At 62.0% G+C, this 15,303-nt stretch carries 9 protein-coding genes; 1 reads left to right on the forward strand and 8 read right to left on the reverse strand.

The window, feature by feature from the left end; genetic code table 11:
- Positions 1-3 precede the first annotated feature (3 nt).
- The 8 genes from DDD63_RS11385 to DDD63_RS11420 all read right to left on the reverse strand — a co-directional run bounded on the left by DDD63_RS11385 (position 4) and on the right by DDD63_RS11420 (position 13,017).
- The gene (locus DDD63_RS11385) at positions 4-825 is read right to left on the reverse strand and encodes a protein phosphatase 2C domain-containing protein (protein ID WP_108716473.1); all 822 of its coding nucleotides are present in this window, start codon (positions 823-825) and stop codon (positions 4-6) included.
- Complete coding sequence (locus tag DDD63_RS11390; RefSeq protein ID WP_108716474.1) at positions 825-2,030, reverse strand: FHA domain-containing protein; 1,206 nt, start codon at positions 2,028-2,030, stop codon at positions 825-827. The genes DDD63_RS11385 and DDD63_RS11390 overlap by 1 nt, the downstream gene beginning before the upstream one ends.
- Before the next feature lie 16 nt (positions 2,031-2,046).
- A complete protein-coding gene (locus tag DDD63_RS11395) occupies positions 2,047-4,644 on the reverse strand; it encodes a transglutaminase domain-containing protein (protein WP_164505534.1) in 2,598 nt (865 codons plus the stop codon).
- Complete coding sequence (locus DDD63_RS11400) at positions 4,641-5,939, reverse strand: DUF58 domain-containing protein (RefSeq protein WP_108716476.1); 1,299 nt, start codon at positions 5,937-5,939, stop codon at positions 4,641-4,643. Before DDD63_RS11400 ends, DDD63_RS11395 begins: the two co-directional genes overlap by 4 nt.
- Before the next feature lie 4 nt (positions 5,940-5,943).
- On the reverse strand, positions 5,944-6,921 hold the full coding sequence (locus DDD63_RS11405; protein WP_108716477.1) for a MoxR family ATPase: 978 nt from the start codon (positions 6,919-6,921) through the stop codon (positions 5,944-5,946).
- A gap of 113 nt (positions 6,922-7,034) precedes the next feature.
- The gene (locus DDD63_RS11410; protein ID WP_125482533.1) at positions 7,035-10,181 is read right to left on the reverse strand and encodes an Ig-like domain-containing protein; all 3,147 of its coding nucleotides are present in this window, start codon (positions 10,179-10,181) and stop codon (positions 7,035-7,037) included.
- Positions 10,112-11,359, reverse strand: a complete 1,248-nt coding sequence (locus DDD63_RS11415; protein ID WP_108716479.1) for an Ig-like domain-containing protein — start codon at positions 11,357-11,359, stop codon at positions 10,112-10,114. The genes DDD63_RS11410 and DDD63_RS11415 overlap by 70 nt, the downstream gene beginning before the upstream one ends.
- Positions 11,281-13,017 carry an Ig-like domain-containing protein gene (locus tag DDD63_RS11420; protein ID WP_164505535.1) on the reverse strand — a complete coding sequence of 579 codons (1,737 nt, stop codon included), beginning with the start codon at positions 13,015-13,017 and terminating at the stop codon, positions 11,281-11,283. The genes DDD63_RS11415 and DDD63_RS11420 overlap by 79 nt, the downstream gene beginning before the upstream one ends.
- 355 nt (positions 13,018-13,372) lie before the next feature.
- Here DDD63_RS11420 and DDD63_RS11425 point away from each other — a divergent pair, with 355 nt between their 5' ends.
- Positions 13,373-14,674, forward strand: a complete 1,302-nt coding sequence (locus tag DDD63_RS11425) for a hypothetical protein (RefSeq protein ID WP_108716481.1) — start codon at positions 13,373-13,375, stop codon at positions 14,672-14,674.
- Positions 14,675-15,303: the final 629 nt, after the last annotated feature.

Consider the following 15,303-nt stretch of genomic DNA (forward strand, 5'->3'; position numbering starts at 1 on the left):
CTCCTACCCCCGTAGCTGCCGCGGCACGGTGTCGTCCCTGGCCGAACGTGGTGCCGCTGAAACCGTAATCCCGTTCGAATCCGAGTACTCCCACTGGGGGGCACAATCGAGAATGTCGACCACAACTACAGTGACATTATCCGTTGTCCCGGCTCCTAGCGCACGCTGAACCAGGGTTTCGGCTGTCTCTTTCGTATCCTCCATGTATCTTGCGATTTCCGCAATTTCCTCTTCCCTCACGGAGCCGCTCAACCCGTCCGAGCAGATAACGAAACGGTCCCCCATGTTCAGCGGTAACAAAAAGGTATCCGCCCGTACCGACGGTCCGGATCGCGCGCCCAGCGCACGAGTAATGACATTGCGATAACGCGAATAACGCGCCTCCTCGACACTGAGGCGACCCGCATCCACAAGTTTCTGGACCTCGGAGTGGTCGCGAGTGACCTGTGAAAAGCCTGCTCCGGAAAGATGATATGTGCGTGAGTCGCCAATGTTGAACACTCGGGCACACGGGAACTTTCCCTGCCGCGATAACACGATGCCACTGAGAGTGCAGCCTGGCGCCTTACCGGCATGCGCAAGAGCATCGACTTCCCGCGCGGCATCCGCAATCGTCGCCTCCAACTGCTCGCCGGTCACAAACTCGTAACTGGTCAGGGGCCGGAAGCACCGCACCGCAGTCTGCGATGCGACCTCACCCGCCGCATAGCCACCCATTCCATCAGACACCAGAAATACCGGGGAATCCGCGAGATATGAGTCCTCGTTGAGCTCCCGCATGCCGATATCCGTCGCCCAACCGGAGCGTGCCGAGGCGCGTGCCATCAGTACATCCCTACCTTCAACCGTCGGCCTCCCAGAATCACGGAGTCGCCGTCGCGCGCCCACACGGGGTTACCCGGCGTCACCTGCTGTGGTTCACCACCCGCGGCGACGACGACGGTGCCGTTGGTGGACCGCAGATCCTCGACAAGCACCATGCCATCCCGCAAGGTGAGCGCAACATGGGTCTTCGAGACAGAGCGACTCGGATCGGTGATCGGAAGCATGTCGGCCCCTTGATGTGCCGGATCCGGCGCAGGGTTACGGCCGAGCACCAGGGTGCCATTCAAGTAACGGACCGTGCCATCATCGAAGATCAACCGGGCACGGGCGGCGAAAACCGGTGCCACCCCCGGCTGTATGGGGAGATTCGGAGGTTGCGCAGGCATTTCACCCCCAACACCCGCGGGCCCGGCGGAGATGGCGCTGGGAGCGCTCCACGGTCCCGGTTGTTGGCCGACGAGAGGGGAAGCAGCAGACACCGGGAATGCTGCCGGGCTTCCTGCAGATTGCCCTGAAAACGCCGCATTCGGATCCATCGGATAGGGTGCCGCTCCGGGTACACCGGGCTGAGCCGACCAGCCGTAGGCAGGGGACGCCGCGGAAACCGGCGGCGGCGGGATAAGAGGAACTTGATTCCCTCTACCTCCCAACAACTCCCCCGGGCGCAGGGCCGGAACCGGGTCCATATGGGTACCTTCCGGTACCGGTTTCTCCGACTGCGCCAGGTAAGACGCATTGGCCGCCAGTTCGTCCTCGTCGTAGGGCTGCCTCGTATCTACAACGATCAGCCCGGCGAAACGGTCGAACCATGTCCGCCCCAAATCATCACGTGACACGCGCAGAATCAGCACGAGACCCACCAGGACGGTACAAATGCCGACCACAACCATGAGCAGGTACTTGACCAGAATAGAAAGGCCTGGCGCACTGCCATCATTCACCCGCACCGAAATAACGCCGGTGGACAGCAGACCGGGCAATGCGCCGGTGATCGCACCGAAAAGCACGTCCAAGATGGCGAGTATCAGCAAGATGGCGCCCGCAGCAACGTAGGGCACCTTCTGCTCCGAGAACGATGGGAACCCCGCGTCAATGATGGGTAACGCGGCGGCTGCCAACTCGATAAGCAAGATCAACGCCGATAGCAGGCTGGCGGTTCTCCGCCTTCTGCCACTGGCGGGCTTATAAAACACCTGCTGTTCCATTAGTTATCTTCTCCTATCACGGGTGAGGCGGAAGCGGAGTCGTCGTCCCCCGGCGCGGCAGCTGTGCAACAAGGCGACTCCACAGGGAAGGGCGAGGCGCCTTATGGCGAGAATACCGCAGAGATCGCAGTGAGAACCGTGATCTCCGCGAACTGACACGGCGGATCGCCGCCTTGGCCTGCTCCGCAATGTCCCATGTCACATTGAGATCCTGCGGGGAGATGTCGTGCCAGGAAAAGACCGCTCGGTCCGCTAGCGACGCCGTCGAGGAAATTACCGCTCGGGATCGCCGTGCCGTCTGATCCTGCCGCGGCCTGGGGTCCGCCGGGATGGATGCGGATGCACCCGATGGCGCGTGCGGTCCCCAGACAAGCGCCTCAGTGTCGCCTCGTAGACCCGTCGCACCAGTCGAATCGGTTCCGCGAGTTGCACCACTACCGTGCTGCGCGGCATTTTGCGCTCCCACCGGTGTTACGGCAGTCGGCACGGAAGCGGCGCCAGCGGGCACAGATACGGCTCTAGTCGGCGTTGCCGCGGCTGCGGTTGCATCCGACGAAGCCTCATCGGGCTTGTGCTGCCTCAGTCTGCTCGTCACCGCAGCACTGATGGAACGCGCCTGCTCGCCGCGCGTCTGCCGTGGATCGACCGCGATGTTCCCGTCACGCGCCGTATCAAGCACATCCTCCCACGCTCCGGCGGCTCTTACATCCGCAGTGCCGGTGGTCCGCCGTCGTTTCGTCCGCCATCGCTTCAAAAGGAGGATGATGACGAACGGTGCCAGGAGGAGCAGGATCCCCAACGCGCCGATCAGCAAGAAGACCAGCCACCGCGGAGTTTCCCGCTCGTCGGCAGAATCGTTCCGGTTGTCCTCGGCCGACTCGATTTCGAGCTCAACCGGATCGTCCGGAGGATCCGGCGGTTGCAACACCTGTGGCTGCGGATTCGGCTGCGGGTCCGGATCCGGCTCCGTCCACTTCTGATCGCGCGGCGGCGTCGGATCGAAAGTCACCCACCCCACGCCGTCGAAGTAGATCTCTACCCATACATGCGCGTCGCGCCCGGTGATTTCAATGGTTCCATCGCCGTAACTATCCGGGTAGAAGCCCATCACCACCCGCGCCGGCATACCCGATGCTCGCGCCATCAGTGCCATGGCGACGGCGTACTGTTCATCGTCGCCCTGCATATGGTCGGCGTTCAGCAACGAGGTTATACGCTGCGCGCGGTGTCCGGGCCGCGAGGAACGGTAGCCCTCTGTTCCATCCGTGTAGTATCCGGTCGTGTAGAGCACCTGCTCCAAGGCACGCGCCTGTTCGATGGGATCCGTCTTGCCACCGATGAATTCCTGTGCCTTTTGCACGGCAATGGTGGGCACACCGGTGTTGTCGTCCATTTCGACCGCGCCAAAGCTCCGCCCGGCGAGCTCCGCGTCCGAATACTCCTGCGGAACATTCACCGTGGTCGTATAGGTATCGCCACTGGTCAGCCCCTCGGTTGTCAGTACGGTTTCCAACTGCGGCGAGTAGTACAGCGATGAGGTCAGATCGTCGGAGCGAGGGCCGGTGAAGTTAATCTCCTGCAGGTCTCCACCTCCGGGAATCCACACCCCGTTGTACTTATCAATGGTGATCTCCAGCGTCTGCTCGGTGGATCCGGCGGGCGCCACGTCCTGCGTGGCAACCGTACCGATGCGCCGGAACGCCTCGGAAGGACTGTCCGATACGTTGTACACAATACCGTTGTAGACGTCGAGTGATGCCAGGCGAATCCGCCCGCCCTGTGGCAGACCCTTGACCGTGAACATGGTCTCTTTGCCCTGCTGGTCAACATAGGAGCGGAAGCGTGACAGGGGTGAGGAGTATTCGCGCACATTCAGCTGTGGCGTAATATGGTCGCGAATTGCAAACCGTCTCTCGCTGTGCGTAAGTACCGGTCCGGCAAATCCGGCCACCAGAGCACCGGTCAACACGATTGCCGCCGCGCTGAGCCGCCGTCGCCGCAGGGCTGATTGTGACGCTGTCTCCGCGAGCGTTACTCGCCGCCGTTCCCGGAGCCACGCACACCACACCAGCCCGAGCACGCCCAGAGCCAAACCGATCCAACGGGCGTACGGCGCATACTGCGACCCCCAGAGAATGCCGAGAAGCAGTTGCAGCCCCACCGGCAGCAGCGACCATTCGGGGCGTTTCGTGCGCATCGCTATCGACAGGGCGAGCACGCCTGCGGCAACCCCCACCAGGTACGGAAGCACGGTCGCATTCGGGAAGGCGCTGACCGGCGGGGAGATTGTCAGCAGATCCTTCCAGCCATTGATCGCCTGCACGAGCAGGATACGCAGGGTTGTCGAACCGGGAAGAATCCCCGCAATGGTAGTGGACGGCAGCGCACACACACCACCGAAGAGCAAGTAGGCGACGACGCCCAACACGGCTGTTAACCAAGCGGTCAGACGCAGCCGCAGGCACAATACTGCCACCGCGAGACCGACTAGCACGCCACCAAAAGCAGCCCGGTACCCGTTGGCGTCACCGTACAGTGGCCCCCAAGTTGCTGCGGCGGCAAAAAGAAGCACAATAAGGGGCAGCACATCGCGCCAGGTCAGTCGTTTCGTCATGCTCCCACCGCCTTGTGTACAGCCAGACCGAGCGACTCGAGGTCCGCAATAGTCACAATCGTCAGGCCGGAAACGTTGCGCCGTTCGGATGTTGCACCCGTATCGACGCGGAGAGCCAGGCATCGCGCGTTGATGGGGATGCGCTGGTAAGCGCGGTGCAATTCTGAGACCGACAGTTGTGAACCGGTAACCAGCACGACGACGGAGGCATTTGGTACTCGGTCGGCCGCGCTTGCCGCCAGCTCGCGCACGGGCGCCAGACCCTGCTGAGCTTCCAACCTGGTCATGGCATCGAGTAGGCGTGACGCGGATCGGGTGGGAAGCATGCCGAGTTGGCTGAAGAAACTCAGTTCCCGTCTTTCGCGTATCACCGCTGTGCTCACGGACGCAGCCACCGAGATGCCAAGTTCGTACTCGTCATCGTCCGCCCAGGAGAGAGCGTCGTCGTCAAACAGAACGAGGACCTGCGCGCGCCGAGTCTCTTCAAACTGCCGTACCATGAGCCGACCCATGCGGGCGGTTGTCTTCCAGTGCACGGAGCGCCGGTCATCTCCAGGTACATAATCACGCAACGCATGAAAAGCGATGTCGGAGGAGGACAAATCCTGCGTGGTTGCACCCTCAATGTCTTGGATGAAGCCGACCGCCAGCGAACTCATGGGGACTGTGCGCGGGTGGATGTACAAATCCTGGGCCTCCACCCACTGTTGCTCTCGCCGTAACAGGCCGAGACCGTCGCCTCGGACCGAACGAACCGGGCCGACGGTGATCACACCCCGTCGCGACGTCGGAATCGTGAAAATCTCGGAATGCTCCGCTCCGCTGCCAAGCGTCGGCACCGGGAACTGTGTGGTCGCCTCCCCCACCGGAATCTCAATTGTGGCGACGGGACTGGGGCGAGTGGCCTCGTTCACCACGCGCAGCTCCCCGACGGCGGCCTCCCCGACGGTGACGCGGCCACTGGCCAAATCCAAACTCACACGGTAGCGGGTCGAGCCGATCACCCAAGCAATGGCAAGCAGGAAGACAATCGCTAAGAATACCGCAAGGACGATGAGTTCCATCCAATTCCGTGTCCTTCCCACGCTCCAAGCGGCAATAGCGAGTATCAGTGCAACCCAACCGAAGCCGGTGATGGTACCGAGTGCACCCGGAATGTGCCGCAATAGCGGGACACGGTCCAGCCAGGCACGCATGCGAGCACCCCACTGGGCGGCCAGCGCACCGATTTCACGCAGCGCGGCGGACGCGGCGTCACGGCGGGAGTGGTTTTCGACGAGGTACGGAGACGACATCTACTTACTTTCGGACGGTCGGGACGGAGACGTCCTTCAGCGTTTCCGCAATCACCTGTTGTGCCGTGGCTCCGGCGAACTCCGCGTCGGGGTCCATCACGAGCCGATGTGCCCACACGGGTTCGGCGAGGAACTTGATGTCATCCGGCAACACGAAATTGCGGCCCTGCGACAGCGCCCATACCCGTGCCACACGCACCATGGAGATAGCTCCACGGGTGGACACACCCAGGCGCACATTCTTATGCGAGCGAGTTGCCATAACCAGCCGTTGCACATAGTCGAGGATGGCGTCGTTGACATAGTTGACACCCGCCATCACCGCCATGCCCTGCACGGCCTGGGTGGAGATCACCGCCGGCAGAGTTCGTGAGCGGTCCGGTTCGGCCGACCCCTTGAGGATCTCGATGCCGACGCTCCGATCCGGGTATCCGATCATAGTCTTCACGAGGAAACGATCCAATTGTGCCTCTGGCAGCGGGTACGTACCCGCCTGCTCAACGGGGTTCTGGGTGGCGATCACCATGAACGGAGTATCGACCTCGTGTGTGACGCGTCCGACCGTCACCCGGCTCTCCTCCATCACTTCCAATAGCGCTGACTGAGTCTTCGGCGACGCGCGGTTGATCTCATCTGCCAGCACGATCGAGGCAAAGATTGGACCCTTGTTGAATTCCCACTCGTTACTCTTCTGGTTGTAGATCTCCACACCCGTGATGTCGGAGGGAAGCAGGTCCGGTGTGAACTGAATACGAGAATGCGTGCCCTGTACCGTGGCAGCCAGCGCCCGGGCGAGTGCCGTCTTCCCTGTTCCCGGAGCATCCTCCAGGAGCAGGTGTCCACCTGCGAACATGCAGGCGAGCGCCAATCTCACCACTTCTTCGCGGCCGAGCAGCGCACGGCCGACGTTTCCGGTGATACGCCCGTAGGTATCGGCGAACCAGGCCGCGTTTTCCTCGGTGACCTGCTGAATCTCTAGCATTGCGTGATGTCCTCCTCTAGAATCATGCATTCTCGAAAGCCTTGTGCCGCCACTTTTGCAACACCTGCGCGTAGACCTTGCCGGACGGATATCCCGTTCGTGTGGCGGGATGACTAGTGCGGTGCCGCGTTACCGGTGCACTTCCAGTTGTCATATGCGCTATTGACATCTCCTGCTCGTGCGATGCCTCCTCCCTCTAGCTCCAAATCACGTTGGCTGACATTACCGTTGCTATCCACGGTGAAGATCACGCTGCGCGCACCGGAGGGACCGGTGCAACTGACTTCGCCGGTGCCCGTTTGAGGTGTGTCGTAACCGTCGAATCGCACCTGGATCTTGTTTTCGTCTCCGATGGAGAAGGTGTAACGCTCAATCTTGTCGCCGGTCCTGCCATTCGCACAGTTCTGGGCAGCGGCGTTGCCACCGCTGGGTGTACTGCGGTAGGCGGTGATGCAGACTCTCCAGTCGGCACTCCAGCCCGGATCGAAGGTGGTGCTACCGGAGGCGTCCACGTTGCCACTTGCGGACCCCGACAGTTCAAACCCGCCGGCCGTCCCGTGGAAATTGCCTCCGCTCCAGGAGCACGTCACCGTACGCGAATTGCTGCTGACATTGCGGCATTCGAGTTTGGGCGCTTCCGGGGTTCCGTATGGGGTCGCAGAGACCGTGTCGCTTTCCGCACTCGAGTACTTCTGGCTGTTAAAGGTGGCTGTGGCTCGGAACTTCACCGAGTTGTCCTTACCGTCCTCCAGCCCATCAATCGTTCCGGAGACGGCCTGCCACGGACCACTGTTCACGCTCATCTCATAGGCAATCTCGCTGTCCTTCCAGCCGTTGACGGCCCCGCCTCCACTCGGCGAAGTAACGGCGAGTTGCCCGGCCTGACCGGTGGCTCGCACGGAGCCGCCGGTTGGTTTGCCCGGTACGCCGCGCACCGCGACGGTGGCGTTCTTCGTCTCGGAGTTGGAGCCACGCGCCGCATCATTTACGGCATACACCGCGACCGAATGGTCACCGTAGGGCAGATCGACAGTCACCGAAGTAGCGGTAGTCGTCTGCGTTCCACCGGGATATTGCACCACGTAGTTCTCAATCGCCCGGCCGTTATTCGAATCGGGCGCAGCCCAAGAAATAACAACCGTGCCACCGCTACCAGACGTCTCTCCGAAGGTGGTGTTCTCCGCCTTCAGATCCTTCACCGGTCCGGGTGGCCCGTAGGGGGTGACGGATTGTGAGGGCGCCGAGGCTGCCGATGAGCCCTGTGCATTGTTGGCCACCACCGTGGCGGTGCAGGCGGTGCCGTTGGGAACATCGACGGTTACCGTCGTCGCCGAGACCGTTGTATGGCCGGTGCAGTAGTTCACCGTATATGACTGCACCGGGCTGCCCTCGGTCTCGGCGGCATCCCAACGGAAGGAGACGTGCCCATCGGTGGCCTCCCCCGTGACGTTCTGCGGCGCCTTCGGCACCACGTCCAACCTGATCGTCCCGGAACGTGCCGGATCTGAACCACCCACCGCGTTGTATGCGATTACCTCGAAGGTGTGGTCGCCCAGTTCGAGATCGCCCATGATGCACTGGGAGCCAACCGGGCAACTCTGCTCCTTCCCCGATGTCAGATCCCGCACCACGAAGCGCGTGAAATCGGAACCGTTCGGCGAACCGTTCGTCCAGCGGATAATGGCCGTATGCGCGTCGGTGGCCTGAGCCGAGATTCCCGTCACCGGATCCGGGCGGCCCTGCACGTTCAGGCGCAGGATGCCCCGCACGGTACGCGAGGGATCCCGTGTGGCGTCCTGTAGGTGGTATTCGACGATGACTTGCCCGTGCACATTATCCGGCGTTGTCACCGCTACGACGGTGCCGGCGGCACTCACCGTGGCATTGCCGGAGGTCACCGTCGGAGTACCGGAGAGAGTCAACGGCTCATTCGGAAAGGGATTAATGGCAAACTCCGTCACATCGAAACGCGTTGTCGACCCGGCGCTGACCGTTGCCACATGTTCGCTGATCTGAATCAGAGGCTTGTCGGTTCGCACGATCACAACTGGGAGCGCGCCCTGCACATCGTCCTTGCCATCACTGATCGTGAGGCGGACTGTGCCCGCCGTGCCCACCTGCGCGGAGGCTGCCGCTTTGATACGCAAAACGGAGCCGTTGAGATCGGCGGATATTCCATCGGGAGTGGTGCCTACCGAGTACTCCAACGGATCGCCGTCGTCGTCCACGGTCATGGCGTTCAAGTTGACGGTTGCCGTATCTCCACCGGCCTCTACCTCCACGGACGTCGGGGTGAAGATCGGGGCTCGGTTGCCTTCTGGTGACACCTCGATGGGAAGAGTCACCGTGGCGGTTCTGCCGCTCGGATCATCCCGGCTGCTGCCATCGGTGACCGGCAAGGTTATGGAGGTGGACCCGGAGAAGTCCTCCCGCGCGGTAAACGCTAGGGTGTCATCATCCACAACCAGGCTCGATCCGTCCCAACCTACGGAAGCAGCCACCTTGCTCGGGTCGGCGATCATCACCGAGTGTCCGGGGCGCGACATGACGTAGTCATTGAGGTTGATCGTCGTCCTCTTACCGGATTCCACAAGAATGGGAACCTTCGTCGAATCGACGGTGGGGCCGCTGAGAGTGTTGGCCGGAACGCGCACAATCGCCGAAGCAGACAGATCTGAGCCGTCCGTGACCGTGTACAAAATGACGCGCCTCGTCTCGGCCGTGTCAATGGTCAGCGTGCCATCCTGGTTCACCTTGACGCCGTCGTCGCCGCTGCTCACCGTGCTCTCCAGGATGTCTCCATCCGGGTCCTCGTCGTTGGCGAGCACGTTGACGCGTACCGTTTTCTTGCCGTAGGCGTCCTGCCGGTCCACGGCGTCGTCGCGCGCTACGGGTGCTCGCTCCGGAGCAGTCTGCGACACATTCACGGTGAGTAACCCGTTGGCGAAGCCGCCGCGACCGTCGGTGATCTGGTAGGAAACCTGGTAAGAACCCTCTTGCGCCGGGGTCTCAATCACCACGGAATTGCCACGCTGCGACAAATCCATTGATGTCTCACTGGTCTGCGCCGAGTCCTGCACCAAGGTAATCGGGTCTCCATCCGGATCGGTGTCGTTCTCCGTGACCGGCGCCGCGATGCGCACACCTGGGCGAACATTGACCTCGTCGCGGGCCGCCACCGGCGCCTGATTCACCGTGGTGGGCGGCGCAATGCCCACCCGGATGCGCGCCGTCGCGGTCTTACCGAAAGCATCCTGCACAATGTAGGTGAAAGTGTCGGTGCCGGAAGAACGCGGATCCGCCTTATAGGTGATCGATACGGTTCCCGCCGACGCCGTGCCCAGATGGGGGATTCGCCCACACCCACCAGTTCAACCGAGTCACCCTCGGCATCAATACCGTCCAGTTGCACCGGGATGGTAACGGTCTGGCCGGCAATGGCACGTGCCGTGATGTTCTGCGGAGTGGGAGCGGTGTTCTTCTGTTCGTCGACCGCGGTCACCGTAATATTCACCCTGGCGGAAGCAACATTACCGAGGGAATCCCGCACCGTGTAGACGGCATGCGTGGAACCGGTTTTCTCGCCGGCACGGAAACGGATCACGTTGTCGGAGAGGAAGACCTCGCCCATGGCCGGATCCGCATTGGATTGCACATCCGGCAACACGGTCAACGTCAACCCCGCCGGGGAACGGTCATTGTCCAACACGGCGACGGAGCCCACGTCGCCCGAGCGCACCACCAGGGTGTCATCTCCGGCTTCCGGGGGCTGGGAATCGTCGGCTGTCGGCGTCGGGATGGCCGTTACCCGCGCCGTCGATGATGACACGCCATTGGATGCGGTGTATGTGAACTCGACCGGCTCGGTCAGGCCAGAGGGTGCGGTAATACGAACCGTCTCGTGGTTCACCGGAGAGACAACCAGTGGTGAACCGTCCACAGTCTGCACCGATTGCACCGTGAGCACCCCGCCCGCCGGGTCGGTGTCATTGGAAAGCACGTCGACGACGGTCTGCCCACCGGAGGGCAATAGTGCGAGATCGTCCTCCAGCACAGGTGGCGTCTCATTGTCCGCCTCGAAGGCATCAACACGGATCACTCCCACCGAAGTGGATGGACCGTCGGATACGGAATACGACAGGTAGTAGGTTCCCGGCTTATCCGCCGAAACGGTCACCGTTCCGAGAGCGGCGGAAATCTGGGCAATAAGACCGCTGGGGGCGGTGCTGATTCCGACCAGGGAGAGCTGGTCGCCGTTGGCATCAACGTCGTTCTCCAGAGGCGCCACCGTCACCGTCTCTCCCACGGCCACACGGGCATGATCGGCGTTGGCGCGCGGCGGTTTGTTTCCGCCCTCGGTCACATTGACGGTGAAGGTTCCCTCCCCGGTGGCCTGCCCGTCCGAAACAAGCAGCTTAATCTCCTGCTCTCCGGGCATGCCCCCAGATGGGAGATAGTCAGCGAGCCATTCTCCTGGTAAGAAACGTCGAAGTCCTCCGGGGCGATCGCTCCGGCCAAATAGATGGCGTCGCCGTCGGGGTCGATCCAGTCACCCAGAACCTGCAGTGTCAGCGTTCCTCCGGCGCTCATCTCCGCCTCACTGAGCATCCACTGCGTTGGTGCCTCATTCTCCGAGAAGGGATGCACGTTGACCGTCACCGTCGCGGTATCGCTACCTCCCCGACCATCGCTGGCCTCGTAGTCGAAGACCGTTGAACCGGCGGCATCCTCCGGGGTGTCGATCTGCAATGCCTCGCCGTTGCGTATCTGGTTCAAGGTGCCGAAACCGGGCTCGGTTACCGGGGCAACGGTCAGTATGTCGCCATCCTTATCCGAATCGTTCATCGTCACGGGGAGGGTGGTGGTACGGCCTGGGCGCACACCGAACTCATCGTCTTGCGCCACCGGCGGCTGGTTCTCCTCTTCCCGATCCGGATCCGCACGCTGCTCGGTCAGATCGGCGCTGTTCTCCTGCGACTCCGTCTCCACCTTCTCTTCGCTCAGATCCTCATCCCAGTCCGAGATCATGAACATGTCCTCGTCGGGCAGCCATACCTTGCCGTCGGATATGTCGTTGAGCACGATCACCCGGCGGTTGACCCGAAACACCGGCTGCTGCGCTTGGGCCAGATCCGGATCGCCGACGGCGTCGTCGTTCTCCGTTCCGGCGCAGTCGCGCACGACACGGCCGCTACCCGACCAGGCGGCGTATGCACACCCCTCGTGCCTCACCGGCTGGGCGGCAACACCGGATGCCTGCGGGTTGTCCGCGTCGGAGGCAACCCGCGTTATTCCTCCGCTTGTGAGATTGACCTCATACAGGGTGGTGGCGGACGCGATAAGCACCTCATCCGCCTCCGGGCCGGCCTGCTGCAGCTGCAGCTGCTCGGAATCTCCGAGATCAACCATGCTGCCGCTGGGAAGCACGACGACTCCGCTGGTTGCGTCCAGAACCACGGAATCCTTCCCAACCGCTGTGATCTGAACGGAATCTCCCCCGGCCACATTGGCCGGGAGTTTGTGTTCGGTGATGGTCCGCGTCGAGCCTTCGGGAACGGATGAGCGCCAGACCCCCTCCTGTGCGGAAACCACGTGTACCGCCCCGTTCTGGCCCACGGCCAGCGCGCCGTCGGTGAGGTCAGTCCAAATCGGTTCGTCGACGGAGGTCGCGAAGGTATCGAAGGTCTCGGTGGGGGTAATCCACGCCTCTCCGGTGGCGGAGTTCAGAATGCCGAGTGTCCCATTGCCGATTCCCGTCTGGTTGGCGCCACCGAGCGCGTGCGGCGTACCGATTGTCACATCCGATGCCACCAGTGAGGCCAGGGTGTTGTCAGTGAGGTTTTCCGAGAAGACGGTGTCTTTCTCCTGCATAACGTCAGAATCCGCGTTGGTGCCGGCGGATGCGTCAATGGAACGGGCCGGATAGTTGAGGTGGCCCACCAGACGCTCACGGTTGTTGATTACCCAGACGCCGTTATCGTCCAGGGAGAGTTCGGTGCGGTCGATCCCGTCGTTGTTCACGACGACGACGATGTAAACAGCAACCAAGATGGCAGTGAGCATGATCGACACGGCGCGCTGGGCCCTCTTCGACATAGAGCGACGCGCAGAGAGCCTGCGGCCACGGAGCGAACGACGCGGCTCGGATGGTGACAGTGACACGAATGTCCCTCCTCATCGGTGACCCGTATACGCGACTTGCGAATGCGTCACGCTGTCTGCGCGCCCATAGGAGCCTGGAACCTGTCTCGCCAGAGCTGCCGCAGAAACTGTCCGCATCGCGGCGTGCCCCGCCGAAGCACGAGCTGATTTCCCTAATCGCCAGTGAGTGCGGACCACCTACGAATACACGAGATAATCGGTACCAGCATTCTAAGGCCATTTGTGGCCGAGAATTCCACTCGGCGCGAATGTGACTGACCTATCGCGGAAAAAAGGGAAGAATAGAGGCATGACGTCATCCTTCATGGACTGGGTGGCCGATGTGGCCGCCGAACATCCAGAACTGGTGAATGCCGTCGTCACAGTTGATGGAAGCTGGTTGGATATCCTCCTCTCCGATGGCAGGACTTTCCGCTTTCGTCCAGAGCAGATGGTTAAGCCAACACTGGCGGAAGAAGAACGACGGCGCAGGCTTGACCGCCTGATCTCAATCGGTATTCAACAGGCGAAGCCCGCCGCTCAATCCGAAGCTTCAGCCGCAACCATCGTTCCGGACGCATCCGCAGGTGCTTCCGGCGCCGACGACCTGATCGACTTCGAGTCGGACACCATACTTCCGATCGTGCGGGCAGCCGACTACTTCGTATCCTCACACGACCACGGCGTGGACAACTCAATGGTTTACCTGCCGTTGACCGATTTCATCGGGGTTGGCCTTGCGCGAAATCGCGCTGACAGCACGGACCCCATCTTCTTCGCCGACCTTGCTCAGAGTAAGGCTTCTCACGACATCGGCCAATTGTTCGGCAAATCCGTGACCACGTTGCGCTCGCTGAGTATGCGAGACGGGCAAACCGGGGTTGAACTAGCAAGAGCCCGTACTGCGGGCGCACAGACCTTCCTGCTCACGTCGCCGCCGTCATACCAGAGTTCCTGGTTTGCGGATCTTGATATGACCCGCACCCTCGCCGAGTCTCTATCGGAAGAACATCGCAACCGGCTGCCACTTTTTGTGCCGGTAAACCGCACAACACTCGTCATCGTATTCGCCGACGAGCCTCGCCTCCCGCAGTTCTTCTCCTCGCTGCGCGGCCACGACGGAGAGGCAGAGGCCATCTACCCACTCCCCCATACCGTAAGCGCCGATGGCTGGCGGGAGTGGATTCCGATGCGGGATCACCCGGCCACTGCGATGCTAGACATCCTACGCACCACTTACCGAAGGCGCATTTACATGAAACAGGTCGCAGCGATGGGCTCCTGGCCGCAGGACCTCGGCGTGCTGAAACCGTATAACGTGCATCGCCCACGTGCCGGGCAACGTGTGTCACTCGCCCAGTGGTCGAATCGCGATGAGCATGGGTCTATTCCAGACACCGATTTCATCTCCTTCGTGCGCCGCCCCAGTGGACTGCCCTGGGACGAGGACCGGGGCGACGTCGTAACCGTGCGCTCGCGTGTGGCACGAGAGGTCCTGGCGGATGAAATCCACCGCCTGGAGAACGTGTGGCCACCGCGCTGGGAGATCCGCGGATTCCCGACGCCCGGGCAGCTGCAGCAGCTCATCGATACTCGCGATCCCGAACTCTGAGCAACGCGACGGCGCGGGGCGGCGCATTCACCTGGTGTGGTGCCGCGCAGCGGGTCCATGATCGCGTCGCAGGCTGCGCGATCCCAGGAGGCCAACTCCACCTCGCGCGCCGCATGATCGAGGGCCACGTATTCTCCACGCGCGCCGCATGATCGAGGGCTGCTCTTGGAGGGGCGCATCTCTCGTTTAGGCGAGTACTGGCAGGTCTGAGAAACCCTCCACATAACCGATATGCCGTGGTGGCCGCCTGCGCCCTGCCGTAAAGGAATGCCGCTGGTCATTGCGGCAAACTGACTCCGTGCCGACGGTCGCGAGATTCTCACCGAGGACCACCTAGGGACGGTTTTCCCATAGCGATTGTCTTAAAGAAGGCAAAGATAGGTTAGGTAGAAGCAGCGGCACCACGCAGAGCCGCAGATGCACCGTCGTCGTCGACAAGGTGGATCAGGCGAATCACGTGGGCCGTGCCGGTCATGCGGTTCCGGTGCTGCGTGCTTGCGAACCGAACCGCACTGATCGTGCATGTGGCGCGCGCCGCATCCCATCTCGGTGGAGAGTCGTGGTACGGACCACATGGGGCATGCTGGTCATGGCCTCGCTGAAGCTCCGGTATGCCTCGTGCAGTTCAT

The sequence above is a fragment of the Actinobaculum sp. 313 genome (assembly GCF_003073475.1).
GTDB lineage: Bacteria > Actinomycetota > Actinomycetes > Actinomycetales > Actinomycetaceae > Asp313.

Excerpts from the sequence above, each read along its gene's own strand:
- DDD63_RS11385 (WP_108716473.1), bottom strand. The coding sequence starts at position 825 with ATGGCACGCGCCTCGGCACGCTCCGGTTGGGCGACGGATATCGGCATG.
- DDD63_RS11390 (WP_108716474.1), bottom strand. The coding sequence starts at position 2,030 with ATGGAACAGCAGGTGTTTTATAAGCCCGCCAGTGGCAGAAGGCGGAGA.
- DDD63_RS11395 (WP_164505534.1), bottom strand. The coding sequence starts at position 4,644 with ATGACGAAACGACTGACCTGGCGCGATGTGCTGCCCCTTATTGTGCTT.
- DDD63_RS11400 (WP_108716476.1), bottom strand. The coding sequence starts at position 5,939 with ATGTCGTCTCCGTACCTCGTCGAAAACCACTCCCGCCGTGACGCCGCG.
- DDD63_RS11405 (WP_108716477.1), bottom strand. The coding sequence starts at position 6,921 with ATGCTAGAGATTCAGCAGGTCACCGAGGAAAACGCGGCCTGGTTCGCC.
- DDD63_RS11415 (WP_108716479.1), bottom strand. The coding sequence starts at position 11,359 with ATGCCCGGAGAGCAGGAGATTAAGCTGCTTGTTTCGGACGGGCAGGCC.
- DDD63_RS11420 (WP_164505535.1), bottom strand. The coding sequence starts at position 13,017 with ATGTCGAAGAGGGCCCAGCGCGCCGTGTCGATCATGCTCACTGCCATC.
- DDD63_RS11425 (WP_108716481.1), top strand. The coding sequence starts at position 13,373 with ATGACGTCATCCTTCATGGACTGGGTGGCCGATGTGGCCGCCGAACAT.